A 26,214-nucleotide genomic window follows, 5' to 3' on the forward strand; every position below is an offset into this window, starting at 1 on the left:
GGATTCGCGCCTCAGGACTCAGCGCAACGCGTTGCGCTGAGTCCTGAGCCTGTTGCAATGAAGATGAGAATCAAGGTGCTTCTTATGTGCAGCAAAGCTAATGCTGCTAAAATGTAAAGCGCTCATGTAGTTTAAACGCACGACGATAAGGAGCACCAGTGGGTAACCACTTCCGTACCTCCGGTGCGGGCGATGATGCCCCCAAGACGCAGACAGGCGTCCAGGGCAGTCGTTTCGCCACTCCGGATTCAGAGGGCCAGCCTGTTGCTCAGGCCCCCGCTCAGCCGGCAGATCAGGCACAGCCGGCATCCGATCCCTTTGCCTACAATCCCACCAGCGATGTTGCGCTTTCCGGCACGGCGGGTTTTGAGCCCGTTCAGGCTGTGACCGCTCGCGTGGAGCAGCCTCAGGCTGGCGCCGCCGCGCCGCAGCCTAGCATGGCCGGCATTCCCGACCCCATGGCTCCTGCGACACCGGCTCCTCAGCCTGCGCAGTCTGGCCTCTTTGCCGCTATTCCCGATCCTACGCAGCCTGCTGCCCCGGTGGTCGAGAGCGATCAGGCAGCCGAGGTCGCAAGCCTCGATAACGCGCTCAACAACCCCGATTTTACGTCGGTGTTTGCGCCCATCGATCCGCAGGCCAGCCGCAAGAAGATGGCCAAGCAGGCCGGTGTCGAGCCCGTCATCCTTATGGAGCATGTCACCAAGATCTATCCGGCACAGCCCAACAAGCCTGCACTCGACGACATCAACATCGAGATCTATCCGGGCGAGTTCGTCTTCCTGGTCGGTCACTCCGGCTCGGGTAAGACCACGCTGCTGTCGACGCTCAACCGCGACGTCAAGCCGACGAGCGGTCGCATCCTGGTTGCCGGTCAGGACCTCATGAAGATCAAGAACCGCAAGGTCCCGTTCCTGCGCCGCCAGATTGGCGCCGTGTTCCAGGACTTTAAGCTCCTGCCGCAAAAAACCGCCTACGAAAACGTGGCGTTTGCCCTGCAGTGCATCGGCAAGCCCAAGGGCGTCATTCGCAGCCAGGTGCCCGAGGTGCTGCGTCTGGTCGGTCTGGCCGATCAGATGGACTCGCTACCCGACCAGCTTTCCGGTGGCGAGCAGCAGCGCGTTGCCGTCGCCCGCGCTATGGTCAACCGTCCGCCGCTGCTGATCTGCGACGAGCCCACGGGTAACCTCGACCCGGCGATCTCACTGGGCATCATGAAGCTGCTCGAGCGTATTAACCGCACCGGCACCACCGTGATCGTCGCCACGCACGACCGCGAGATGGTCGATAGCATGCACCGTCGCGTGATCGCCCTCGAGGGCGGCCACGTTATCCGCGACCAGGAGAGGGGAGGTTACGGCAACTATGGCACCAACTAACGTGGGCTACTCCTTCAAAGAGGCAATCAGCCACTTCTTCCGTAACTGGACTACCTCGCTCGGCGCCGTTATCACGATCTTCCTTTCGCTGTTTATCATCGGCCTGTTCATCATGGGCTCCGCGATGCTGAACTCCGTGATCGGCACCGTCGAGGATCAGGTTGTCATCAACGCGTTCATTAGTGATGACGCCGATCAGGCCGATGTTCAGGCTTTTGAGGCCGAGCTTAAGACGTGGAATAACGTCAAGTCCGTGACCTATAAGGACAAGGACGACGCGCTGGCCGAGTATACGAGCAAGATGTCGGGCAACGCCGACGCCACCATGAGCGCGCTCGATGGCCAGAATCCGCTGCCGGCTTCGTTTGCAATTGAGATGGACGATCCGTCCAAGGTCGAGAGCACGGCAGTGAAGCTCAAGAAGGATACCGATTTCCAGAAGATCGCGGATGACGGCGACGTCAACGCGAGCGTGCTGTACGGCCAGGAGGAAGTGAGCCGCCTGTTCCAGGTGACCAACTACATCCGCATCGCCGCCGTGGTGCTCGTTGGCCTTCTGACCTTTATCGCATTCATCTTCATCAACAACACGATTCGCCTGTCCATCACGGCGCGTCGTCGTGAGATTGCGATTATGCGTCTGGTCGGCGCCAGCAACGGCTTCATTCGCGGCCCGTTTATCACCGAGGGCGTACTGCAGGCTATTTTGGGCTCGCTGCTTTCCATCGGCGTTCTGGAGCTGCTGCGCAATCTGATGATTCCGCGTCTGCAGGAGAGCATCGGCTGGATGTCGTTTGCCCTGCCGATGCAGTACTACCTGGTGACCTATGCTGCGCTGATTCTGGTCGGTGTGATTATCGGTCTCTTTGGTTCTGCCATAGCCATGCGCCGCTACCTGCGCGTGTAGGCATGCCTGGAATTCATCCCTTCCAACGGGTCGTCTCTTATGGGGCGGCCCGTTTTTTGATCCCTAGGGGACGGCAGGAAAGCGAATCATTTGGGTAGACTCTTTGGAGTTCGTCATCGATAGCAAGGAGGCGCCATGGGGCGCAATAACAAGCATAAGCGCGGTGCCCGCAATAAGCGTGGGCCGGTGCGCAGCGAACGCCGTCCGAGCCTGACCGGGCGCGTGCAGCTCCATGAGCATGGCGCCTATGTCATAACCGAGAGCGGCGACTACAAGGTTATGGGCCGCGGTAAGCGTGAGATCATGGATGGCGATACCGTTGCCGTGAGCATTAAGAACAGCCCGCACGGTGAGCGGCGCGCCGTGATCGAAGGCGTGGTTGAGCGCGCAGCCATAAGCGTGGTGGGTACGTACCAGACCGCTGGACCGCTCGGTGTGATCGAGCCGCTCGATTCGCGCCTGAAGGCCGACTTCTTCATTCTGCCCGAGGATACCTCGGCGGATCGTCTGGGCGTCCACCCGGGTGATGCCGTTGTCGCGCGCATTTTGACCTACCCGACGCGCCTGGAATCGGGCACCGTGACGATCGAACGCCGCATTGGCGGAGATGACGCGCCCGATTTGGGCGTTCAATACGTTATGGCGCGTTACGGCTATACCGATAGCTATCCCGAGGCCGCGCTGGACGAGGCCGAGGGGCTTTCGCTCGATGTGTCCGCGGCGCTTAAGGACCCGCTCCGCCGCGATCTGCGCGACCGTTTTGTCATCACGATCGACCCGGTCGACGCGCGCGACTTTGACGATGCCGTTTCGCTTGAGCGCACGCCCGAGGGTGGCTACAGACTAGGTGTGCATATCGCTGACGTTTCTCACTATGTGGCTTGGGACGGACATATCGATCTTGAGGCTCGCCATCGCACGACATCGGTGTATCTGGCCGATCGCGTGCTTCCCATGCTGCCCGAACGCCTGTCCTGTGACCTGTGCTCGCTTCGCCCTGACGAGGACCGTCTTGCGTTTACCGTTGACATTGAGCTCGATGCGCAGGGTCGCGTGCGGCATTACGATCCGTACCCCAGCGTGATTCGCTCGCGTGTGCGTATGGACTATGACGGCGCCGAGGCGCTGCTGGTGCGTGCCGGCGCGGTGGAGTATGGGGTGCTGGAGGGTGCGGCCGAGGATGTTGCGGCTGCTGAGGCCTCGCGCGAGGAGGCGCTTGAGCGCGGTCTTGCGTGCGAGAAGGCCGCCCGCGGCTGCAACGTCGACCTCGGTAATTTCCTTGTCGCCGCCAACGAACTCGCCGAACTTCGCCGTCGTATTCGTCGCGCCCGCGGCTCAGTCGATTTTGACACGGCCGAGATTCGCGCTCTATTGGATGAGGACGGAGTACCCGTGCAGATTGTGGCGCGCGAGCGTTCGTGTGCCACGTCGCTTATCGAGGAAGCCATGCTGCTCGCCAACGAGTGCGTTGCAGAGTGGCTGGCAGACCGTGATATCGAGGCCTGCTATCGCGTGCATGAGGATCCGAGCCCCGATAGCCTGCACGGTGCCGCCGTTGCGCTGGCGCAGCTGGGCATCATCGACGATCGCCGTGCTGCCGGTATCGCCCTGGGGAGTCCCGATGAGCTGCAGGCTGCAGTTGATGCTGCCGCCGGTACGGCAAACGCACCGCTCGTCAACACGCTGCTTCTGCGCAGCATGCAGCGTGCGCTGTACAAGCCGCGCAACGAGGGCCACTTTGCGCTCGCCGCGTCGTGCTACTGTCACTTTACGAGTCCCATCCGTCGCTATCCCGATCTGGTGGTGCACCGCGTGCTCAAACTGCAGTTGGCCTATGAGCAGCTCGGCGGCAAGGACGCCTTGGTCCGTACGCCGCGGCTGATCGGCAAGGGGCGCGAGTCGCTGCCGCGCATTCTGCCGCAGATTTGCCGTGCGTGCAGCGATGCGGAGCGTGCGGCCGATGCCGCCAGCCATGCGACGCAAAAGATCAAGATTGCCCAGTACTATGAGGATCGCCTGGGCGAGCGCTATGCCGGAGCGGTCTCATGGGCCAGCAGTATGGGCCTGTTCGTACGCTTGGACCTGACACAGGTCGAAGGCTTGGTTTCGATCAAGAGCCTGGGCAACGAGTGGTTCGAGTTTGACGAGGACGCGCTCACGCTCACAGGTGCCGACACGGGGACCCGCTATGAACTGGGGCAGCGTGTGATCATCGAGGTCTCGCGCGTCAATACCACGCGTGGGCACTTGGACTTTAAGCTTATCCATTAGCCAAATTCCGACTCATGGTGTGGGGGCGGAGAGCGGCCTTTCGGGACCGCCCTCCGCATTTGAATCGTGGCTATCTTGCCGTCTGCTCGGCCGCCCGCTTGCCTGCTATTGGAGAGGTAAAACCTACCAAAATAAACCTGTCCCTTTTTGGTAGGTTTACAAGAAAGCGGGGATGAGATGGCGACGGTGTACGGTTATGCGCGGGTGAGTTCGCGCGATCAGAATCTGAATCGGCAGCTGGATGCGCTGGGCGCCTATGGCGTGGGCTCGGCGAATATTTATGCCGACCATGCGAGCGGCAAGGACTTCGATCGACCGCGCTATCGCGAGCTGCTGCACGTCCTGGGAGACGGGGACGTGCTGGTGGTGCTTTCTATCGACCGACTTGGTCGTAATTACTCCGAGATTCTTGAGGAATGGCGACGCATTACCAAGGAGCTCGGAGTTGCCATTGTGGTGTTGGACATGCCATTGCTTGACACGCGCGCCAGGGCCAGCGGCGCGCCGGATGTGACCAATACCCTGATTGCCGATATTGTGCTACAACTACTGAGCTACGTGGCGCAGGTGGAGCGCGAGAATATTCATCGGCGCCAGGCGGAGGGGATTGCAGCGGCGCGGGCGCGAGGGGTCCGTTTCGGTCGACCTCGCAAGCCGTGCCCTCCTCAGTTTGAGCTGGTACGCGATAGCTATGAGGCAGGCGATATTACCCGCAGCCAGGCAGCAAAGTGCCTGGGCGTGTGCGTGGGGACGTTCGATCGCTGGATGCGCGAGGCGGGGTAGGGGTTTGCGTTGCTTTGGCGCTTCCTGTTGCGATTCAAATTTTGATACGGTGACGATGTCATTTGGGGCTACACTCGCTGATATTCAAAAAAGGAGGTAGGCCCTTGGCACGCGTAAAACAAATAATCGGATGGACCGCGATCGCTCTGTTCGCTGCAACGCTGGCGGGCATCTGGGTGCTGACGGAGCAAAACGCGGTGCAGACGTCGTTGCTGAGCGAGTCCACCGCGCGTGTGGTGGAGGGTCAGGCTACGGGCGTACAGGCTGCCGATGCCACGGGTGAAGCTCAGACCGAGAACGGGATGACCGGGGGCACCGATTCGGCTGCCTCGAATGTACGGTCTGGCCGACTTGCTTCCATTCGCATGTGGGTGGGCGCGAACGTCCGTCGCGTTGCCCATACCGTAGAGTTTTTCTTCGTCGGATTGTTCGCCTCGGTGGTCGTGGTTTGCTTTTCCGGGCGTCCGTGGAGCGTATGCTCCCGTTGCGTGCCCGTGTTGCTCTTTTGCGCCGTCTGCTCCGTTGGCGATCAGGTACATAAGATCTTTGTTCCCGGCAGGCATTTCGACGTTATCGATTTAGGATTCGATGCTGCGGGCTATGTCACCGCCATGCTGTTGGTATTGCTGGCAGCGGCGTTGGTGCGCTATGCGACTCGGCCGATCGGCGCCCATGCGAGGCGCTAGCCGGTAACAAACCCGTTTCTGATAATGCGACCTTGTTGAATTATTTTGTGTCGCGCGTATTTCCGAGCGGTCGGATTTGAGGGGCGAGCGGTAGAACGCTCTCCCTTTGTGCGCCACGATGCGGCACAATGTACCGCAAAAGCTGTTTGTATCCGGTACGAATCGTTCGTTGGTCTTTAATTCTTCTCAACGGAGGTGTTTGAGATGGCAAACGGATTGCTTTTGCGGCTTCGCGAGCGTGAGCTCAGCGCGAGCCCGGCGGAACGCAATGTCATCGCATATGTAAGCGCTCATCCGCACGAGGTGGTCGGGCTGTCCGTCCGCGGTCTTGCCGATGCCACGTTCTCCTCGCCCTCGAGCATTTTGCGCTTTTGCAAGCGCTTGGGTTTTGCGGGCTACAAGGAGTTCCAGCGCGAACTGATTGCCGAGCTGGCGCTCTTGGGTGACAAGAAAGACGTTGCCCTCGAGGACATCTCCATGGATGACAGCGTTGAACGTATCGTGGGGAAGGTGATGAAAAGCAACGTGCGCACGATCGAAGCGACGGCGCGAACGCTCGATTACACCGTCTTGGAGCGATGTGCGGCCTATCTTAAGCGGGCACGCGCAGTCAATCTGTTCGGTATCGGTGCCTCTCGTTTGGTCGCGCACGATCTGGCGCAAAAGCTCATGCGTGTCGACAAAGAGTGCCATCTGTACGACGACTGGCATGATCAGCTCTTGTGTGCCAAGAACATGCATGAGGGCGATATGGCAATCGCCTTTAGCTACTCGGGCTTGACGCAAGAGGTGCTGGACTGCACCGCCGAGGCCCAACGTCACAACTGTCCCGTTGTGGCCGTGACCAAAGTAGATGGATCATCCAAGCTTGCCACCATGGCCGATGCCGTGCTCGGCGTCGCTGCGAGTGAGCCCTTGGTCCGCAGCGGTGCCATGGCTTCGCGTATGGCCCAGCTTATGGTTGTCGATGCCCTGTACGCCGCTTACGTTGCCAGCGACTACGAGCGGGCGACGCATGTCATTAAGCAAAACTACATCGAGAAACAGGAAAGATGAGGTGAATGAAATGCTCGATTTAACAAAATTCACGACCGAACAGCGCAATCAAAGGTCTATGGACCTCGATACGATGACGTCGCTGCAGATCGTCACGACGATGAACGATGAGGATCTTCGTGCCGTCCAGTCGGTCACAAAAGTGCTGCCCCAGGTTGCCACAGCAATCGACTGGGGTGCTGAGGCACTCGAGCGCGGCGGGCGCGTCTTTTACATGGGCGCAGGCACCAGCGGTCGTCTGGGCGTACTCGACGCTTCGGAGTGTCCGCCCACGTTTGGCGTGTCACCCGATCTGATTGTCGGGCTCATTGCCGGAGGCGAGACGGCGTTTATCAAGGCTGTCGAAGGTGCCGAAGACAGCGAGGAGCTTGGCGCGAGCGACCTGCGGGGGCGTGGACTCTCGGACAAGGATCTTGTCGTTGGCCTGGCGGCAAGCGGTCGTACTCCCTATGTGGTGGGCGGCCTTATGTACGCCAAGGCAACTGGGTGCAAGACCATTGCAATTGCCTGCAACCAAGGGTCGAAGATCGGGGAGAGCGCAGATCTTGCCATTGAACCCGTGCCCGGTCCCGAGGTACTGACCGGCTCAACGAGGCTCAAAGCGGGAACGGTTCAAAAGCTCATTCTCAACATGATTTCGACCGGTGCCATGGTCAAGATCGGCAAGGTATACCAAAACCTGATGGTCGATGTGCAGCAGACGAACGAGAAGTTGGTGGTGCGCGGCCAGAACATCGTGATGGAGGCGACCGGCTGCACGCGCGAGCGCGCTATTCAGGCGCTTGCAGATGCCGGCGGCCACGTAAAAACCGCTATTGTCTCGGTACTGCTGGACTGCGATGCCGAGCAGGCTGCGGTAGCTCTTGAGCGAGCGCGAGGCCATGTCCGTGCTGCGGTGAGTGGCCATGAGAAGAGCAATGCCGATGCCCAATAGGTGCGCGGCGTGAGCTGATATGACATCCAGACGAGATACCCAATACAAGGAGGAGTTATGACGAACAAAGAGCTGGCTCAAAAGCTGCTGGACCTTTTGGGCGGTAAAGACAACGTGCTCGCAAACGCGGCGTGCATGACGCGCCTGCGCGTGACCGTCAAAGACACGGGCAGCGTCGACACGGAGGGTATTAAGGCACTCGACGGCGTGATGGGCTTGGTCGAGGACGACACGATGCAGATCGTGCTGGGGCCGGGCAAGGTGAATAAGGTGCTCGAGGAGTTCTCCAAGCTCACCGGCCTTGCGAAAGGCGTTGCTGACGAGAGCGTGGTTGACGCTGCGGCCACAAACAAGGCCGCGCAGAAGGCCAAGTACGAGTCCAAGCCGGTTCAGGCCTTCCTCAAGAAGATTTCCAATGTCTTCGTCGCCCTGCTTCCCGGCATCATTGCGGCTGGCCTCATCAACGGCATCTGCAACGTCATTAACGTCTCGACGGCAGGCGCGCTTGCAGGCGAGTGGTGGTACCAGGGCATTCGTTCCATGGGCTGGGCCCTGTTTGCCTATCTGCCCATCTTGGTGGGCTATAACGCGGCACGTGAGTTTGGTGGCTCCGCTGCGCTGGGCGGCATCGCCGGCATGATGTGTATCGCCAACAGTGCCATGCCCCTGCTTGCGCCTGGCGCGGCCGATCCTGCCACTGCCATTCTGCTGCCGCTCACCAATGCGCAGTACAACCCCGCAGCGGGCGGCATGATCGCGGCTCTTATCGCTGGCGCATTTTTTGCCTGGATGGAGCGTCAGATTCGCAAGGTTATGCCCAACGCACTCGACACGTTCTTGTCCCCGCTGCTGGTGCTCATCATCGGCGCCTTTGCTCTGATGCTCGTCATCCAGCCGGTTGGCGCATGGCTGACGACGGCGATCTTTAGCGTCCTTACCTTTATCTTCGAGAAGCTGGGCGTCCTGGGCGGCTATATCCTGTCGGCAGGCTTCTTGCCGCTGGTTTCCGTCGGCCTGCATCAGGCGCTCACGCCGATCCACGCTATGCTCAACGATCCCGACGGCGCTACCAAGGGCATCAATTACCTGCTTCCCATCCTTATGATGGCTGGCGGCGGCCAGGTCGGTGCCGGTCTGGCGCTGTACTTTAAGACCAAGAACGCCAAGCTCAAGAAGTACGTCGCAGAGTCCATTCCCGTTGGAATCCTCGGTGTGGGCGAGCCTCTGATGTATGCCGTTACGCTGCCGCTCGTTCGTCCGTTTGTGACGGCCTGCCTGGGTGCCGGATTTGGCGGCGCGCTCGCGGCGCTGCTTCACATCGGCACGGTTTCTCAGGGCGTTTCCGGTTTGTTTGGCCTGCTGATCGTCGTTCCTGGCCAGCAGCTCGGTTACGTTGCCGCTATGCTGCTTGCCTATGCCGCCGGCTTTGTCCTGACGTGGTTCTTTGGCGTCGACGAGCAGAAGATCAACGAGTTCTTTGGCGAGTAGTTTGATATCGCGAGCCGTGTTGCTCAGGGCTCGCGGCGCGCGGCAGATTTCTTGATGCTATGGTTGTGCCGGCGGGGCTAACTGCTCCGCCGGCCTTTTTTAAAGGAGTGTTGAAGCGTGAAAACGGGTATTTCGATTTATCTTTCCAGCCCTCTGCAGGATATTGAGCGGACGATTGAACACGGTGCCGCGGCGGGTGCGCGCTATGCGTTCACCTCGCTGCATATTCCCGAGGATGGGGGAGCGGCGTATACCGATAAGGTCCGTCATGTGCTGTCGCTGCTTTCCGCCCGCGGCATTGCGCTCATTGCCGATGTGGGGCCGCGCACGTGCGATTTGCTCGGGCTTGAGCGCATCGAGGACCTGCGCGATCTGGGGTTGGAATACCTTCGTTTGGACTATGGCTTTAGCGCCCGGCGGGTCGCGGAGCTGTCCGGTGTATTTTGCATTGTGGTCAATGCATCGACGGTGAGTTCTGATGAAATCGCATCGTGGCGTGAGGCCGGTGCCGATGTGACTCGTTTTGCCGCCTGTCACAATTTTTACCCCAAGCCTTATACCGGTTTAGCTCTGGAGGACATTGCTCGGGTGAATCTTCGTCTTGCGGCGCTTGGATTCGAAATCATGGCTTTTGTGCCGGGTGATGCCAACGTTCGCGGGCCGGTATTCGAGGGACTGCCGACGGTCGAGGCGCAGCGCGGTCGCGCGTCAAAGGTTGCTCTCAATATGCTTGAGCTTGCACATGGCGCCGATTGCGACATTGTGTTGGTCGGCGACCCCGATCTTTCCGATGCGGGCTGGACGCAGTTTGCTCATGTTTCCGCCGGATACGTGGACCTGCAATGCGAGCTTGAGCCCGGTTATGCCTATGTACGTGGGCAGATTCATCACGACCGACCCGATTCGAGCACCCTCATCTTTAGGTCTCAGGAGTCGCGTACGACGCTTAAGCCGGATTCCGTGCCGATGGATGCCGGTGCCGGCCTGTCACGAAAGACGGGGTCGATCGCTGTGAGCAATAGCGGCTATGGGCGCTACGAAGGCGAGCTTGAGATTGCGCGGGTCGATCTTCCCGGTGACGAGCGCATGAACGTTGCGGGTCATATCACGCCCGAGGCAATGGAGCTGCTGCCGTTCATCAAACGCGGATTCGGGGTACGGTTCGTTTAGCGTGTGACCCGTGGGCTACAATTGGCCCATCATGCGAAGGCGCCTCGTGTGGCGTGTGCCTGCGTTGGCCGATCTAAATTCGGAGGATTTCCATGACCGTACTGTTTGTTGAATATCCCAAGTGCTCGACCTGTAAGAAGGCCAAGGCATGGCTGGACGAACACGGGGTAGAGTATATCGACCGCGATATCGTTTTGGACAATCCCACGGCTGATGAGCTTGCGACCTGGATTGCTCGTTCGGGACTGCCGGTGCGGCGCTTCTTTAATTCGTCGGGCATGAAATATCGAGAGCTGGGCCTGAAGGCGCGTCTAGATGCGGGCATGACGGATCGGGAGTGCTACGAGCTGCTGGCGACCGACGGCATGCTGGTTAAGCGTCCGCTGTTGGTGGGCGACGACTTTGCGATTCCCGGCTTTAGGGAAGCAGCTTGGACCGAGGCGCTGCTGTAGCGGCTGCGGAAAGTGCGACCCGTTTTGAGTGCTCAGGGTGGGACGTGTTTTCCATCGGCGGGCTCGCTCGGCTCAATCCTCGAGCTGTGCCCATTCGTGCGGATCGTAGACCTTTACGTGCTTGTTGGGCTTGCCGCTCCAGTACTCCTCGTCCATAAAGGGCAGATATGCCTGAACACCGGGGCAGATAAAGGGGATCCGCTGCTGTTGCAGTCGCTCGCGCTGGCGCTGCTCCAGGTGCGCCTCGGATATGACGGTCGGCATACCGGACAGCTCGACGAGGCTTGCCTGGATTCGCTTAAGGTCGGGGAGTCCCGCGTGCCATGACATCCGCATGATCAAAAAGGATGCACGGCGGTATTTTGCCTGCATCACCGTGATGGCGGGGCGCAGAGTGGGATGGATTTTGTCCCGTTCGGGCCAAAGGTCAGCAGTGATCTCGAGGCCCAGGGTCTCCCATAGGTAATCAAGCTCTTCGTCCATGGCGCCTCGATATCCGTGTAATGATGACGGTTTGATTGTGCCATCAGCCGTGAGTGCTGCATTGTTGTAATCTACCAGCGGTAGATGTGGGATGTTTTACGGGCTTTGGCGCCGTACGTGTCGCTGGTGCTTCACAGGTCCTTCACGTGTCGGCCGTATTTGACTGAATTTCAAAAAAGTCAAAATTAGGGCTTGCGTCACGGCGGGACTTCCCGTATATTTCTTTCTTGCGCAAAGGCACAGCCGAGCGCAGCGATGCAGTCATTGGGATGTCGTCTAATGGCAGGACAACGGATTCTGGTTCCGTCAATGGGGGTTCGACTCCCTCCATCCCAGCCATTGCATTTGCTACATATGGCCCGTTCGTCTAGCGGTTTAGGACGCCGCCCTCTCAAGGCGGAGATCACCAGTTCGAATCTGGTACGGGCTACCAAAATTGAACGCCCGGGCCTCGTAAGAGACCCGGGTTTTGTGTATTGACCGATATTTAAGGCGCGCGTTGAGTCTGCCGCCCGGACCGAGGAGTTGTCATGGACCTGCCTATCAGCTTGGAAGATATCACGTATGCCGAGAACTATCTGGCGCAGGGCGACCTGGCTACGGCGACGCCGCTGCTGGAGCGTCTGGTGGAGCTTGCCGAGGAGTATATCGACGCTGAATGCAAGACGGAGGAGAAGCGCCAGTACTTTAGCTTCGACAGCAAGTTTGAGCGTCTGGCCTACCGCCGCGTGGAAAAGGATCCGCGCGAGCTGGTGCAGGTCGAGGTGCCCTTTGATCGCCTGTATTCCGACATGGCGTATGCCTACATTCGCCAGCAGGATTATGTGAGTGCTCGGAATGCCCTGATGCAGGCCGTGCGTTGGGATCCCATGAACTGCAACTATCGCTTGGACTTGGCCGAGCTGTTCCGCGCGCTCGAGGACAAGCAGGAGTGGGCATCGCTCTCGTTCTCGGTGCTGGAGCGCGCGAGCGACGGTAAGTGCGCCGCACGCGCTTATGCCAACTTGGGGCAGTACTTCTTGGAGCCCGAGACCGAGAATGTCTCGGCCGCCGTGGGTTGTGCGCGTTTGGCACTACGCTTAGCGCCTGGCGATGCGCATACGACGCGCCTGCTCAACAAGATTCATACTGCCTATCCCGATGCCGCCGAGGAGAGCGACGAGCACGTGATGGGTGAGCTCGCCCTGCAGGGCGTGCCGACCTCGCCTTCGGCCGAGATTGCCATTTGCCTGATCATGTGTGCGACCGATGCTGCGAGCGACGGCGACAAGCAGGAGGCGACGCGCCTGACGGTGCGTGCTCGCGACCTGGTGGGCGAGGAGGCCTGCGCAGCGATTATCAAACTGGTGCGCGAGAGCGACGCCGAGCTCAATGCTGAGCGCAAGGCAAAGCGCGACGCTGCGGGCAAGGGTTCCGATGGCGCCAAGGAGGCCGGCGATGCCCAGTAAGCGCGAGCGCAAGCTTATCTCCAAGAATCGCTCGGCACATCACGAGTATTTTATCGACGAGACGTTCGAATGCGGTATTGAACTGAGCGGCACCGAGGTCAAGTCGATTCGCGAGCGCGCCTGCCAGATCACTGACACCTTTGCGCTGATTCGTGGCGGCGAGTGCTGGCTCGTGGGCCTGCATATTCACCCTTACAGTCACGGCGGTGTGTGGAATCGTGATCCCGATCGCCGGCGCCGTCTGCTGCTGCATCGCAAGGAGATTGATTTTCTCGACGGCAAGCTGCGCAACCGCGGCTATGCGTTGGTGCCGTTGGAGCTCTACTTTAATACCGACGGCCGCGTAAAGCTGCTGCTGGGTCTAGGCCGTGGTAAGAAGCTCTACGACAAGCGCGAAGACATGGCCAAGCGCGACGTTCAGCGCGAGATCGACCGCGCCCTCAAGGAACGCAATCGCTAGGCGTTCTGTATAAGTTGCGGTGGAATACGGACTGTTTTGCCTGTTTGAGGGGCTATTCAGTCCTTATTTCACCGCAACTGCGGGCGTCTCATCTTGCTTATACTGTTTTGACACATATGTCTCAAAGGTGGTGTCCGTTGTGGGCGCCGCCTTTTTTGTGGGTACATACATCCATGAGGTTCCAACCCGCGTTAGGGGAGTGATTGTTATGGACAAAACTGCGTTCTTTACCATGCCGAGCGGTCTGTACGTGGTGAGCGCCGCGGCAGACGGGCTGCGCGCCGGCTGCGTCATCAACACTGCGGTGCAGGTGACGTCCATGCCGCCGCGCATTTCGGTTGCCGTGAACAAGGACAACGTCACCTCGGGCGTCATCGCTTCGGCCAAAGCGTTCGCGCTGACCGTGATCGATCAGACCGCCGATATGCTCTACATCGGTAACTTTGGGTTCCGCACCAGCAGCGATTATGACAAGTTTGCCAAATACGAGACCCGCGAGACGGCTCTGGGCATGCCCTATGTGCCCGAGCACGCGGCGGCCCTGTTTAGCTGCCATTTGATCGACACTGTGGATGTTGGCACGCATCTACTGTTTATCGGCGAGGTCGAGGATGCCGAGCGCTTGAGTGACGAGACGCCGCTCACCTACGATTACTACCATAAGGTCCTGAAGGGCAAGACGCCTCCGAAGGCGTCCTCGTATCAAGGCTAGAAATGTTTTAAAAATACTTGCATTATATTATTGAGAATCTATACTGATAAATGAAGTACATCACCAGTCGCGTTTGAGAGGAGAACATCATGGCTGAGGAGAAGAAGACGTATAAGTTCGTGTGCGTCGTTTGCGGTTACGAGGTTGAGGTCGATACGCCCGAGCTGCCCGAGGATTATGTGTGCCCGGTGTGTGGCGTCGGTCCCGATCAGTTTGAGCTCGTCGAGGAGTAGCTCGCAGACACACGGCTTGTATCAACGCATAGCTCTGTCCAAGGGCCTCGGTCGAATTCTCGGCCGGGGCCCTTTTCCTCCGTCCCCAAGGGATCACGGTTGCTGTTGGCCGATCCTGTCTGTTGTGAGTCCGGCCGACCTTTTGTCTCGATCTGTAACGTCTAACGGCTCAAAACGGGTCTTCCTGTTACAGATCGAGACAAACCAAAACCGTCCGGAAGAAGATCTCAATCTGTAACATCTAACGGTGGAAATTGGGTCCACTTGTTACAGATTGAGACAAACGGAGCTGTCCTTCGGAATGATCTCGATCTGTAACATCTAGACATCAAAAGCGGGTCTAGATGTTACAGATCGAGACGTTTGCCTGGGTAGGTGCCCCGTCCCATTACATTCCTGTCAACAACACGGCATCGAGAATCGTCACGATGGCACCGATCCCTACGAGCAGCGCGTTGAGTGGGCGCGAGTTGGCGTATTTGCCCATGATGCGGGGTGAACTGGTGAGCCGTATGAGCACAAAGACCGTAATCGGCAGTTGAAGCGACAGCAGTGCCTGACTCCAGATGAGACCTTCAAAAGGATTTGGGACGACCAGGCATGCCGTCACTGCGCCGACGAAACAGGCCGCCACCCCGATCGAGGAATGCCGGTCGTGGATGTCGTATTCCTCGTCGAACATGCCCGCGGTGATGGTGCCCGCCGCCATGCCCGCCGTCACGCTACTCGAGAGGCCCGCAAACAGCAGCGCCACGGCAAAGATGGTCGAGCTTGCCGGGCCCAGAATGGGGGAGAGCGTGGCCGCTGCGACGGCGAGGTCGTCTACGACCATGCCGTGCGCAAAGAAGGTCGTTGCGGCCAGGATGACCATGGCCGAGTTGATTGCCCAGCCCACGCCCATCGAAAAGAGCGTGTCGAAGAGCTCGTAGCGCAGACGCTCTTCGATAACCTGCTCGCCTTGGCCTTCGAAGTGCATGGATTGGATGACCTCGGAGTGCAGAAAAAGGTTGTGGGGCATAACGACCGCACCCAGGACACTCACGATAATCGTTGCCGAGTCGGCAGGCATGCTGGGGGTGATCCAGCTTGCGGTTGCTTGCGGCCAGTCGACTTTGACCAGCGCGAGCTCTGCTAAAAACGAGAGTCCCACCACACCCACGAAGGCGATGATCCAGCGTTCGGCGCGCTTGTAGGAGCTCGTCATGAGCATCGCCATCGATACTGCCGCCACGATGACGCAGCCCGCGCGCACGGGCAGCCCAAAGAGCATTTGAAGGGCAATCGCGCCGCCCAGGACTTCGGCCATGGCGGTGGCGATGGTCGCGAGATAGGCGCTGGCGAGCACCGTACGCCCGACGAAGCGGGGGAGGTAACGTGTCGTGGCCTCGGCAAGGCAGGCGCCCGTGGCGATACCCAGGTGAGCCGCGTTGTGCTGCAGCACGATGAGCATAATCGTGGACAGCGTGACGATCCACAGCAGCGCGTAGCCAAACTGCGAGCCCGCGGCCATATTGGAGGCCCAGTTGCCCGGGTCGATAAAGCCGACGGTCACGAGCAGCCCGGGGCCGATATGCCGCGCAATGTCTAGGCCTCCGTGACCGCCGGTGCGCCGGGAACCAAAGTGTTGTTTGAGATGGTTGAGCATGGTGCGCTCCTGTGTATGGGCGGCGTGACGTCGCATCTGGGCCGTGCGGCGCCACGCGTCGGTTTTGGGTTGGGGCTACTTGTGTGCTTTGCCCTGATTGGCCACGGCGTCGATCTTGGCGGCGATGGTCGCCGGGTCGCCGATGTAGCGCTTGTCGAGGACGTTGAAATCGGTGTCGAAGGTGTAGACGAGCGGCACGCCGGTGGGGATGTTGACCTTGAGGATCTCCTCGGGCGTGAGGTGCTCGAGCTTCATGACGAGTGAGCGCAGGGAGTTGCCGTGTGCGGCGATGAGTACGCGCTTGCCGGCGAGCATCTGGGGGCGAATCTCGTCTTCGAAATAGGGCCAGGCGCGGGCGATCGTGCCCTTGAGGCACTCGGTATAGGGCAGCTGATCGGGCGCGACGTCGCGGTATTGCTCCTGGGTGTGGGGGTCGCGCGCGTCGTCCGGCTCGAGTGCCGGCGGGCAGACATCGAAGGAGCGGCGCCAGATGAGCACCTGTTCGTCGCCGTGCTCCGCGGCGGCATCGGCCTTGTTGAGACCCTGCAACGCACCGTAGTGGCGCTCGTTGAGCTTCCAGGATTTGATGACGGGCAGCCACTCGCGATCCATTTGGCCGAGCACGATGTTGAGGGTGTGGATCGCGCGCTTGAGACGCGAAGTGTAGCAGACGTCAAAGTCGAAACCGGCTTCTTTGAGGGCGCGGCCGCCTGCCGCCGCCTCTTCGCGGCCCGTGTCGGTGAGCTCGACATCGGTCCAGCCGGTGAACAGGTTGAGCTTGTTCCACTCGGACTCTCCGTGACGGATAAGGACGAGTTGCATCGTCTGCTGGTCTGCTTGGTGCGCCATAGGGGCCTCCTTGATCTGGCACGGTGTGCGTGCCGTTTGCTTGACGCCGCAAAGGATACCCGTTTTAAGCTTAAAAGTTAACCAAGACTAACAAAATTGTTCTATTTGAATGGGATGGTGAAGGGGGGGGCTGCCGAAATGTCTCGATCTGTAACAACTAGGGATGGAAATTGGGCCTAGGTGTTACAGATCGAGACAGGAAGAAATGGTCCTATGGAAAATCTCGATTTGTAACAGCTGGCCGCCAAAACCGGCCCTTCGTGTTACAGATCGAGACAAACCAAAACCGCTCCGCAGAAAATCTCAATCTGTAACATCTAGGCGCCAAAATCCGCTCTTCCTGTTACAGATTGAGATGTTTGAAGTGGTGAGCTAACAGGCCGAACTTGGGGCCTATGTTGTCGCCCTTGAGGTCGGCGGTGTCCACTCGTGGGGCGTGCGTTACGCGATTGTTTCGAAACGGGCGGGAAACACAACGGGCCGGCGATGCTCCTACTATGCCTATTCAACTGACTGTCTAAATATCTAGGGGAGGATCGCGATGCAGGCAGATTCCGCTCAGCAGCAGGGCCTTTATCGCCCCGAATTCGACCACGATGCATGTGGCATCGGCGCGCTTGCCGATATCAACGGTGAGCGCCATCACCAGATTCTGGACGATGCACTGTCCATTCTGGTCAACTTGGAGCACCGCGGCGGTACGGGACTCGAGAAGAACACCGGCGACGGTGCCGGTATCCTGTTCCAGGTTCCGCATCACTTTTTCCGCAAAGAGGCTCAAAAGTGCGGCCAGATTCTGCCGGCAGAGGGCGACTATGGCGTGGCCATGCTGTTCTTCCCGCAGGACGACAAGGGCGTAGAGGATGCCCGTCGCGTGTTTGAGGAGGGCTGCGCCGAGGCCGGCGTGCCGCTGCTCTTTTGGCGCGAGGTGCCCGTCGACCCGCACGACCTGGGCGAGACGGCACGCGCCTGCATGCCCACCATTCTGCAAGCCTTTCTGGGCCGCCCCGACGATACGCCGGCGGGTGACGCCTTCGAGCGCCGTCTGTACGTATGCCGTCGCACTATCGAGAAGAAGGCCGATGCCGAGTTTGCCCTGCGAGACAAGATCTTCTACGTGTGCTCCATGAGCTCGCGCACCATCGTGTACAAGGGCATGCTGGTCGCCACGCAGATGCGCCGCTTCTTCATCGACCTCAACGACGCCGCCGTCAAGACGGCCGTGGCGCTCGTCCACTCGCGCTACTCCACCAACACCACGCCCAGCTGGGAGCGTGCGCACCCTAACCGCTTTATCATCCACAACGGCGAGATCAACACCCTCAAGGGCAACGTCAACTGGATTCGCGCCCGCGAACCCAACCTGTACAGCCCCGTGTTGCAGCACGATCTTGAGTGTGTGATGCCCATCATCAACCGCGAGGGTTCCGACTCCGCGATTCTGGACAACGTGCTCGAGTTTTTGGTCATGAACGGCCGTCCGCTCACGCGTGCCGCATCCATGCTGCTACCCGAGCCGTGGGACCACAACGACAATCTGAGCGAGGAACGCCGCGCCTACGACGCCTACCAGTCCATGCTCATGGAGCCGTGGGACGGCCCGGCGGCCATCGCCTTTACCGACGGTCGCACGCTGGGCGCCGCCCTCGATCGCAACGGCCTGCGCCCCGCTCGTTACTACGTGACGCGCGACGGTCGCTTTATGCTGGCAAGCGAGGTGGGCACCATCGAGGTGAGCCCCGAGAACATCCTGACGAGCGGCTGCTTGGGACCGGGCCAGATGCTCGAGGTCGACTTTGCCCGCGGGCGCGTCATCTACAATGACGAGCTGCGCGCCCGTTACGCCAAGGAAAAGCCCTACCGTGATTGGATTGCCGAGGAGACGCTGACCGTCGACGCGCTCGATGAGCCCGCCGCGCCCGCGTCCGCCGAGGATGCCGAGGTGCCCGCCGCTGTGCGCATGGCCAAGCTCGGCTACCACTGGGATGACGTCGATGAGGTCGTGCGTCCCATGGCCCAGCAGGGCAAGGCCCCGCTCGCCTCGATGGGCATCGACGCGCCGCTGGCTTGTCTGTCCAAGAAGACGCGTTCGTTCTTCGACTATTTCTATCAGCTGTTCGCTCAGGTCACGAACCCGCCCATCGATGCCCTTCGCGAGCACATGGTGACTTCGACCACGCTCTACCTGGGCAACCACGGCAACCTGCTCGAGGATTCCCGTACGGCCTGCCAGCTGGTTCGCCTGGAGCGTCCGCTGCTGAGCGAGGAGGAGTTCGACCGCATTTGCGCCATCGACCGCGTGGGCTTTAAGACTCGCCGTTTCCGTGCCGTCTACCGTCGTGACGCCGGCGAGGGCGCGCTGCAGGCTGCGCTCAAGCAGCTTGCAGAGGACGTTGAGGCTGCGGTCCGCGACGGCGTGAACATCGTGGTGTTGAGCGATCGTGCCGCTGCGGGCGAGGTGCCCGTGCCGTCGCTGCTCGCCGTGGGCTGTGTGCACAACCACCTGATTCGCGCTGGCGTGCGTACCTTTGCCGACATCGTGGTGGAGTGCGGCGATGCCGTGTCCCCGCACGACTTTGCGGCGCTGGTGGGCTACTCCGCAAGCGGCATCTATCCGTACAATGCGCATGCGTGCATCCGCGACTTGGCAGCACGCGGCGACCTGGACGTGACGGCCGAGCAGGGCATCGACAACTACAACAAGGCCGCGACGGCGGGTATCGTCTCCATCATGTCCAAGATGGGTATCTCCACGGTGCAGAGCTATCACTCCGCGCAGATTTTCGAGGCCGTCGGCTTTACTCCGGAGTTCGTCAACGCGTACTTCGCCGGCACGGTGAGCCGTGTGGGCGGTATGGGTGTCGAGGACGTTGAGCGCGAGCAAAACGAGCGCTATGACGCTGCGCTCGCCATCCTTAAAAGCCCGGCTCCCGATCAGCTGCCCACGCTGGGCCTGACCAAGTGGCGCCCGCTCGGCGGCGAGGAACACCTCATCGACCCCCAGGCCGTCTACCTGCTGCAGAACGCCTGCCGTGAGGACAGCTACGACACCTTTAAGGAGTACAGCGCCCGCCTGCACCGCACCGGCCGTGCCGTGCGTCTGCGCGACTTGCTCGACTTTGATGCCAGCGGCCGCACGCCGGTTTCGCTCGACGAGGTCGAGCCCGCGCTCAACATCGTCCGCCGCTTTAACACCGGCGCCATGTCGTACGGCTCCATCAGCAAGGAAGCACACGAGTGCATGGCCATCGCCATGAACCGCCTGCACGGCCGTTCCAACTCCGGCGAGGGCGGTGAGGATCCGCGTCGCGAGACCCCGCTGGCTAACGGTGATTCCAAGAACTCCGCGATCAAGCAGGTGGCAAGTGCGCGCTTTGGCGTGACGAGCCGCTACCTGTGCAGCGCCTTCGAGATTCAGATCAAGATGGCCCAGGGCGCCAAGCCCGGCGAGGGTGGCCACCTGCCCGGCAAGAAGGTCTACCCCTGGATTGCCGAGGTCCGTCAGTCCACGCCCGGCATCGGCCTGATCTCGCCTCCGCCGCATCACGACATTTACTCCATCGAAGACCTGGCCGAGCTCATCTTTGACCTTAAGAACGCCAACCCTGGCGCACGCGTGTCGGTCAAGCTGGTCAGCGAGGCCGGCGTCGGCACCATCGCCACCGGTGTGGCCAAGGGCGCTGCCGACAAGATCTTGATCAGCGGCCACAATGGCGGCTCGGGTGCCGCTGCTCGCGATTCGATCTGGCACGCCGGTCTGCCGCTGGAGCTTGGCCTTGCCGAGGCCCAGCAGACGCTGCTGCAAAACGGCCTGCGCTCGCGCGTGGTGCTCGAGGCCGACGGCAAGCTCATGGACGGCACCGATGTTGCCGTCGCCTGCCTGCTGGGCGCCGAGGAGTTTGGCTTTGCGACCATGCCGCTCATCTCGATGGGCTGCCTCATGCAGCGCGACTGCCAGCAGGATACCTGCCCCGCCGGCATCGCCACGCAAAACTGCCGCCTGCGTCGCGGCTTCCGCGGCAAGCCCGAGCACGTCGAGCACTTTATGCTCTTTGTTGCCGAGCAACTGCGCGAGGTCATGGCGAGCCTGGGCTTCCGCACCGTCGACGAGATGGTCGGCCATCCCGAGTGCTTGCGCCAGATTGAGGTCCCGGGCAACCGTAAGGCCAACCTGCTCGATCTGTCGCCCGTGCTGGCGAGCGCGACCTGCGAGTTCGGTGCCCATATCCCGGGTGCCGACGGTCGTCACTTCCTGCCGCAGATGGCCGCGGACAGCGAGCTCGACAAGACGCTCGACTCCACGCTGTTCGTGCCCTATACGGCCGATGCCCGTGCCCACTTGCGTCCGATTCGCTTCCGCGCTGATATCGCCAACGTCAACCGTTGCGTGGGCACCATCCTGGGTAACGCGGTGACCAAGGCACATCCCGAGGGCCTGCCCGTCGGCTCCATCACCATCGATTGCGATGGATCGGCCGGTCAGAGCTTTGGCGCCTTCCTGCCGCGCGGCATTACGCTCAACGTGTGCGGCGACGCCAACGACTACTTTGGCAAGGGCCTTTCGGGCGGCGAGGTGTCGGTGCGCCCCAACCCGCATGCGACCTATAAGTTCGACGAAAACATCATCGTGGGCAACGTTGCGTTCTTTGGCGCCACGAGCGGCCGTGGCTTCATCAACGGCCTGGCCGGCCAGCGCTTTGGCGTACGCAACTCCGGTGCCACCGTGGTGGTCGAGGGTTGCGGCAACCACGGTTGCGAGTACATGACGGGTGGCCTGGCGCTCATCCTGGGCGAGGTCGGGCAGAACTTCGCTGCCGGCATGACGGGTGGCGTGGCTTATGTCTTTGACCAGTACGGCACGCTCGATGCCCGCGTGAACCACGAGAGCGTTGAGCTCAAGGCCCCGACTGCCGGCGAGCTGGCGCAGATTCGCGAGCTCATCCAGGAGCACGTGGACGCGACGCAGAGCCCGCGCGGCATCAAGCTGCTCTACAGCTTTGAGACGATGAGCAAGCACTTTGTGAAGGTCATTCCGACCGAGTACGAGCGTGTGCTGGCGATTGTCGCCGCGAGCGAGGCTGCCGGCAAGACACATGCGCAGGCAGAGGAGCTGGCGTTTGACATCGTGACCGGTCGCGCGAGCGCCGCGGATGTCGCTCGCTTCGATATTGCGGGCGGTGCTGCGGGTGCTGCGTCCGTGGACGCCAGCTCTGTTGCTTCGACCAAGAAGGAGGCGTAAGTGCCATGGGTAAGCCCGGTGCTTTTCTTGATATCGATCGCGTGACCCACGAGCTTCGCCCCGTGGAGGAGCGCAGCCGTGATTTCGATCCGCTGTACGTGGAGCTCGACGACGACGCACGTCGCGCCCAGGCGAGCCGCTGCATGATGTGCGGCGTGGCGTTTTGCCAGATGGGCGCGAGCTTTGGCAAGGCACGTCCGAGCGGCTGCCCGCTGCACAACTTGATTCCCGAGTGGAACGAGCTGGTGTACCGCGGCCGCTGGGATGAGGCTGCCGAGCGCCTGTCGCTCACCTCGCCCATGCCTGAGTTCACGGGCCGCGTGTGCCCGGCACTGTGCGAGGCCGCGTGCAACCTGGGCTCGGTCGACGGCCAACCCACGACGATTCACGATAACGAGCGTGCGATCAGCGACCATGAGTGGGCCAACGGCGGCCCACGTCGCTTTGAGCCGGCAGGGGAGGATGCGCCCACGGTCGCCGTGGTTGGTTCTGGACCGGCTGGTCTGGTGGCTGCATGGGAGCTCGCGCGTCGCGGCGCCCGCGTGACGGTGTTTGAGCGCGACGACCGCCCGGGCGGTCTGCTCATGTACGGCATTCCCAACATGAAGCTCGAGAAGTCTGTGGTCGAGCGCCGTGTAGCGCTCATGCGTGAGCTGGGCATTGTGTTTGAGCTTGGTGCCGACGTGAGCGATCCCAAGGTTACCGCCAGGCTCGACGACTTTGACGCCGTCGTGGTGGCTGCCGGCGCTCGTGCTCCGCGTGGGCTTTCGGCTACGAATGTGGATGCGCCCGGCGTGGTGTACGCCGTGGACTACCTGACGGCTTCGACCGTCTCGGTGCTCGATGGCGGCGAGCCTGCTATTGACGCGCGCGGCCTGGACGTCGTGGTCATTGGCGGTGGCGATACCGGCAACGACTGCGTGGGTACCGCGGTGCGTCAGGGCGCGCGCAGCGTGCGCCAGTTTGAGTTCTTGCCGGCTGCGCCCGATAAGCGCGCGGTAGGCAACCCCTGGCCGCAGTGGCCCAACGTTAAGAAGACCGATTACGGCCAGCAGGAGGCTATCGCTGCGATGGGTGGCGAGATGCGTGCCTGGGCCGTGGATACACTCGAGGTGCTGCTGGACAAGAAGGGTGCGGCTGCGGGTCTGCGCGTGGTCGATCTGGACTGGTCGGCGGGAAAGCCCGAGCGCATCGCGGGCTCCGAGCACGAGGTGCCAGCGCAGCTGGTGCTCATCGCCTGCGGCTTTACGGGTCCGGAGTACGGTGTGTTCGATGCGGTGAGCGTACCTGTTGCCACCGCTGGTCGTCCGCTGCCGGTGATGGCTGCCGAGGGCTCGCATCTCGCGGCTCGCACGGAGGGCGTCGCCGCGGATGCCGCGCCGGTGTATGTGGCGGGTGATGCCCGCAACGGCAGCTCGCTCGTGGTGAGTGCCATGGCCGATGCCCTGGCCTGCGCAGCCGAAGTCGCCGAGGCGCTGGAGCTGTAAAGTAGTCACGGAGATATTCAGCAATCGAATCGGCAAGGGCTGTCCCTAACTGCCGGCACAAAAGGAACGTCCCTAAGTGCCGGCAGTTAGGGACGTTCCTTTTCCATCGGCATTTGGGGACACTCCTTGCGGATTTCCGAGCAGTTTGCTCGTTTGTCGACGTGCGGGTGTTCATTTGTCGACTTCTTGGGCTGTGGTCACCTGTTGTTTATGTGGTGGCTGCGGGCATCTGGCTCAAAAGGGCGGGTTGGCCGTCGATGTTTACCTGCGGTTTTGTTGCGGCGCGCATTTTCGGTCAAGCTTTTCGTCAAGTGTTTGGTCAGCATCTGGTTTGCAGCCGGAGGCCTATTTTGCCCGCGCTGGTCGTGGCTGCCCACCCTCCTCGTAAGCTCAAATTGAGGTCCATCAGTTTGAGGAGGATGCCATGACTGACCACGCTTTTGACCGAGCAGAGCTGGCTGAAGCCGTCGGCAACGATATTGCCGACATGGCCCATTTTTGGATGCTGCGGAAGTTTCAATTCCTGGAGCCGGCGCGCGAACAGTTCGAGATCATTGTCGACCCGTGGCTCAGCTATTGCACCGAGCCTTCGCAAAACGAAATCATGGCCTACAACATGGCGTTTACCGATTGGCTGCTGTTTGAGCGCCCCTATCGCCATGGCAAAACGCTGCTCGAGCTATATGTTGACGAGCCGCCGGCATCGCTTTCGCCTGCCTCGCTCAAGCGGCTCGAGCAGGTACGCGACACGCAGTATTTCTCGCGCTTTGGCATTTTGGACAAGGATCCTGCGTCCGGCATGGTCGTGCTGAAGGACACGCGCACCGATCATCGCTTTGATGTCTACGATCCGCATATCGTGCAGAAGGAGCACTGGAGTGACGGCGCGATTGCGGTGCGCCTCGCCTGCGTCGATGATGTCTGGCTTACGGCGGGACAGCTCTACCTGTATGACATCGCGCGGCTGAGCGATACGGCGGTCGATGGGCCGGGTGCGGTGCATCCGGAGGACCTGCAGGACGGCTTTGACACCTCGTGCATCAGCTTCTTCTTGCGTCTGGTCCGCGACATCATGGGCGCCCAGGGGCGTTACGTAAAGTCGCTCAATATTTACGAGCAAGAATGGGAGTAGGGGATGGGCGGTTGTCGCCTGCCTCGCCTTCTGCCTTTATGTCTCGATCTGTAACGTTTGGGGACAAAAAACCGGTCTACCTGTTACGGATCGAGACGAATGCTTGGGCGCCGCTGGTTTGTCTCAATCTGTAACGTTTAGGGGTCTGGAGAACGGTTTACTGTTACAGATCGAGACGTTTGGCGTCTGGCTGGGGGAATGTCTCAATCTGTAACATCAACAGGCCAAAAATCGGTCTTCCTGTTACAGATCAAGACATTTGTCGGCGGAGGCAACGGTGACGATGGTCCATTTGTCCGATGTGGTGGTGATGGAAGTGTCTAATACCGTTTTCAAGCACAAGCATACGACTCGCAACACGTTGGCGCGGAATAGGATGCTCGCGCGACTCACGGAGGCGACCGAGCAAGGTGCGCTGCTCGCAACGCACGACAATGCCGAGCTCATGTGGCTGCGGCGCCATGTGGGCACAGACGATATTGCGGAGCCCGAATCGCACCTATTCTGTTTTCAGCATGAATGGGATGCGTTGACGCCGCCGGAGCGGGTGCGGTGGACCATCAAGGGGCTTGCGGAGTTTCACCCCGATTGGGCGTTTTGGGGGTATGACGCCGCGCTGATATGGGGTCTGGAGGTGCCGAATGATCTGCTCGGGCCGCGTTACTTGGTCAAGACGGGTTGTTCGGTGGCGTTGAGTACGGGATATAGGCTGCTGCGTCCGCAGGCGGCGGGTGCGCTTGAGCGCGTCGACGGCGTGCAAGTGACGCCGTTTTGGCGCACGGTGGAGGATTGTCTGCTGCGTGCGCCGTTTTCGTATGGTCTGGCGATCGCCGATTCTGCGTTGCGGGCGAAGGGCATGTCGCGCGACGACCTGTGCGAGCGTCTCCGCTCCGATTGCGAGGGCAGACGCGGGTATCGCAGGGCTCAGGTGGTCGCGTCGTATGCGGACGGGCTGTCCGAAAACGGTGGCGAGTCTCGGTTCCGAGCGTTCTTTATTGCATACGGTTTTCCGGTTCCGGAGTTGCAGGTGGAGTTTCGCGATCCGCTCGATTCGAGCCAGGTGTTTCGGGTCGATTATTTCTGGAGGCTCGAGGACGGGACGTGCGTGATTGGCGAGCTCGACGGAAAGGGGAAGTATACCTTGCAGAACGGCGAGGGTCGGGAGTCGGTCGACCCGTTCGTGGCAGAGCGTCAGCGGGAATCTCATCTGACAATGCTCGGGTACAAGGTGCTTCGGTTCACGTTTGATGAACTCAAGAACCCGGGGAAGCTGGCTGAAAAAATGAGGCTGGCGGGTATTTCGCAGCGGGCCGATTTGGCTGAACAATGGAAGCGTCAGTGGTATGGGCACTGAGGGGTACGACTAACGCGGATGTGGTTGTTCCGGACGAGTTTGTCTC

At 60.7% G+C, this 26,214-nt stretch carries 21 protein-coding genes and 2 tRNA genes; 20 read left to right on the plus strand and 3 right to left on the minus strand.

The genetic code is table 11. From position 1 onward, the window contains the following. The first annotated feature begins 158 nt into the window (after positions 1-158). The 10 genes from ftsE to I2E13_RS07830 all read left to right on the plus strand — a co-directional run bounded on the left by ftsE (position 159) and on the right by I2E13_RS07830 (position 11,126). Complete coding sequence (gene ftsE, locus I2E13_RS07785) at positions 159-1,379, plus strand: cell division ATP-binding protein FtsE (RefSeq protein WP_117797451.1); 1,221 nt, start codon at positions 159-161, stop codon at positions 1,377-1,379. Next, on the plus strand, positions 1,366-2,286 hold the full coding sequence (gene ftsX / locus I2E13_RS07790; protein WP_195404736.1) for a permease-like cell division protein FtsX: 921 nt from the start codon (positions 1,366-1,368) through the stop codon (positions 2,284-2,286). Before ftsE ends, ftsX begins: the two co-directional genes overlap by 14 nt. A 135-nt stretch (positions 2,287-2,421) precedes the next feature. Further along, positions 2,422-4,557 (plus strand): ribonuclease R family protein, encoded by a 2,136-nt coding sequence (locus tag I2E13_RS07795; protein WP_195404737.1) that lies wholly within the window; start codon positions 2,422-2,424, stop codon positions 4,555-4,557. Positions 4,558-4,734: 177 nt separating this feature from the next. After that, on the plus strand, positions 4,735-5,340 hold the full coding sequence (locus tag I2E13_RS07800; RefSeq protein ID WP_055310347.1) for a recombinase family protein: 606 nt from the start codon (positions 4,735-4,737) through the stop codon (positions 5,338-5,340). A gap of 104 nt (positions 5,341-5,444) precedes the next feature. Then, entirely contained in the window at positions 5,445-6,026 is a 582-nt protein-coding gene (locus I2E13_RS07805) for a VanZ family protein (protein WP_195404738.1), read from the plus strand. Positions 6,027-6,230: 204 nt separating this feature from the next. Beyond that, complete coding sequence (locus tag I2E13_RS07810) at positions 6,231-7,082, plus strand: MurR/RpiR family transcriptional regulator (protein ID WP_099432014.1); 852 nt, start codon at positions 6,231-6,233, stop codon at positions 7,080-7,082. A gap of 10 nt (positions 7,083-7,092) precedes the next feature. Beyond that, positions 7,093-8,016: an N-acetylmuramic acid 6-phosphate etherase gene (gene murQ, locus I2E13_RS07815; protein WP_195404739.1), complete on the plus strand. Its 924-nt coding sequence runs from the start codon at positions 7,093-7,095 to the stop codon at positions 8,014-8,016. 57 nt (positions 8,017-8,073) lie between these two features. Beyond that, entirely contained in the window at positions 8,074-9,504 is a 1,431-nt protein-coding gene (locus I2E13_RS07820; RefSeq protein WP_117634809.1) for a PTS transporter subunit EIIC, read from the plus strand. Between the two features lie 117 nt (positions 9,505-9,621). Beyond that, the gene (locus I2E13_RS11215) at positions 9,622-10,674 is read left to right on the plus strand and encodes a MupG family TIM beta-alpha barrel fold protein (protein WP_195404740.1); all 1,053 of its coding nucleotides are present in this window, start codon (positions 9,622-9,624) and stop codon (positions 10,672-10,674) included. Between the two features lie 92 nt (positions 10,675-10,766). Continuing rightward, a complete protein-coding gene (locus I2E13_RS07830) occupies positions 10,767-11,126 on the plus strand; it encodes an arsenate reductase family protein (protein WP_117583016.1) in 360 nt (119 codons plus the stop codon). A gap of 72 nt (positions 11,127-11,198) precedes the next feature. Here the strand turns inward: I2E13_RS07830 and I2E13_RS07835 are convergent, their stop codons facing one another. Beyond that, a complete protein-coding gene (locus tag I2E13_RS07835) occupies positions 11,199-11,609 on the minus strand; it encodes a hypothetical protein (protein WP_117564211.1) in 411 nt (136 codons plus the stop codon). Between the two features lie 265 nt (positions 11,610-11,874). Here I2E13_RS07835 and I2E13_RS07840 point away from each other — a divergent pair. The 6 genes from I2E13_RS07840 to I2E13_RS07865 all read left to right on the plus strand — a co-directional run bounded on the left by I2E13_RS07840 (position 11,875) and on the right by I2E13_RS07865 (position 14,462). After that, positions 11,875-11,948 (plus strand) — tRNA-Gln (locus I2E13_RS07840). A 17-nt stretch (positions 11,949-11,965) separates the two neighbouring features. Then, a tRNA-Glu gene (locus I2E13_RS07845) sits at positions 11,966-12,042 on the plus strand. Between the two features lie 97 nt (positions 12,043-12,139). Continuing rightward, positions 12,140-13,057 carry a tetratricopeptide repeat protein gene (locus I2E13_RS07850; protein WP_195404741.1) on the plus strand — a complete coding sequence of 306 codons (918 nt, stop codon included), beginning with the start codon at positions 12,140-12,142 and terminating at the stop codon, positions 13,055-13,057. After that, on the plus strand, positions 13,047-13,517 hold the full coding sequence (gene smpB, locus I2E13_RS07855; protein ID WP_006235325.1) for an SsrA-binding protein SmpB: 471 nt from the start codon (positions 13,047-13,049) through the stop codon (positions 13,515-13,517). The genes I2E13_RS07850 and smpB overlap by 11 nt, the downstream gene beginning before the upstream one ends. 208 nt (positions 13,518-13,725) lie before the next feature. Continuing rightward, the gene (locus tag I2E13_RS07860) at positions 13,726-14,229 is read left to right on the plus strand and encodes a flavin reductase family protein (protein WP_055251877.1); all 504 of its coding nucleotides are present in this window, start codon (positions 13,726-13,728) and stop codon (positions 14,227-14,229) included. Between the two features lie 89 nt (positions 14,230-14,318). Further along, positions 14,319-14,462, plus strand: coding sequence for a rubredoxin-like domain-containing protein (locus I2E13_RS07865; protein WP_055251878.1), 144 nt, complete (start codon positions 14,319-14,321; stop codon positions 14,460-14,462). Positions 14,463-14,850: 388 nt separating this feature from the next. Here the strand turns inward: I2E13_RS07865 and I2E13_RS07870 are convergent, their stop codons facing one another. Continuing rightward, a complete protein-coding gene (locus I2E13_RS07870) occupies positions 14,851-16,107 on the minus strand; it encodes an Nramp family divalent metal transporter (protein ID WP_195404742.1) in 1,257 nt (418 codons plus the stop codon). Between the two features lie 75 nt (positions 16,108-16,182). Then, entirely contained in the window at positions 16,183-16,956 is a 774-nt protein-coding gene (gpmA, locus tag I2E13_RS07875) for a 2,3-diphosphoglycerate-dependent phosphoglycerate mutase (RefSeq protein ID WP_229057890.1), read from the minus strand. 541 nt (positions 16,957-17,497) lie between these two features. On the opposite strand from gpmA, the gene gltB reads away from it, so the two are divergent. The 4 genes from gltB (at position 17,498) to I2E13_RS07895 (ending at position 26,168) form a co-directional block, all read left to right on the plus strand. Continuing rightward, positions 17,498-22,195 (plus strand): glutamate synthase large subunit, encoded by a 4,698-nt coding sequence (gltB, locus tag I2E13_RS07880; protein ID WP_195404743.1) that lies wholly within the window; start codon positions 17,498-17,500, stop codon positions 22,193-22,195. Positions 22,196-22,200: 5 nt separating this feature from the next. After that, positions 22,201-23,682 (plus strand): glutamate synthase subunit beta, encoded by a 1,482-nt coding sequence (locus I2E13_RS07885; RefSeq protein ID WP_195404744.1) that lies wholly within the window; start codon positions 22,201-22,203, stop codon positions 23,680-23,682. Between the two features lie 424 nt (positions 23,683-24,106). Continuing rightward, the gene (locus I2E13_RS07890; RefSeq protein WP_195404745.1) at positions 24,107-24,814 is read left to right on the plus strand and encodes a hypothetical protein; all 708 of its coding nucleotides are present in this window, start codon (positions 24,107-24,109) and stop codon (positions 24,812-24,814) included. A 277-nt stretch (positions 24,815-25,091) separates the two neighbouring features. Continuing rightward, positions 25,092-26,168, plus strand: a complete 1,077-nt coding sequence (locus I2E13_RS07895) for a hypothetical protein (RefSeq protein ID WP_195404746.1) — start codon at positions 25,092-25,094, stop codon at positions 26,166-26,168. The last annotated feature ends 46 nt before the right edge of the window (positions 26,169-26,214 follow it).

Origin of the sequence: Collinsella aerofaciens (assembly GCF_015554145.1) — a bacterium.
GTDB lineage: Bacteria > Actinomycetota > Coriobacteriia > Coriobacteriales > Coriobacteriaceae > Collinsella > Collinsella aerofaciens_AA.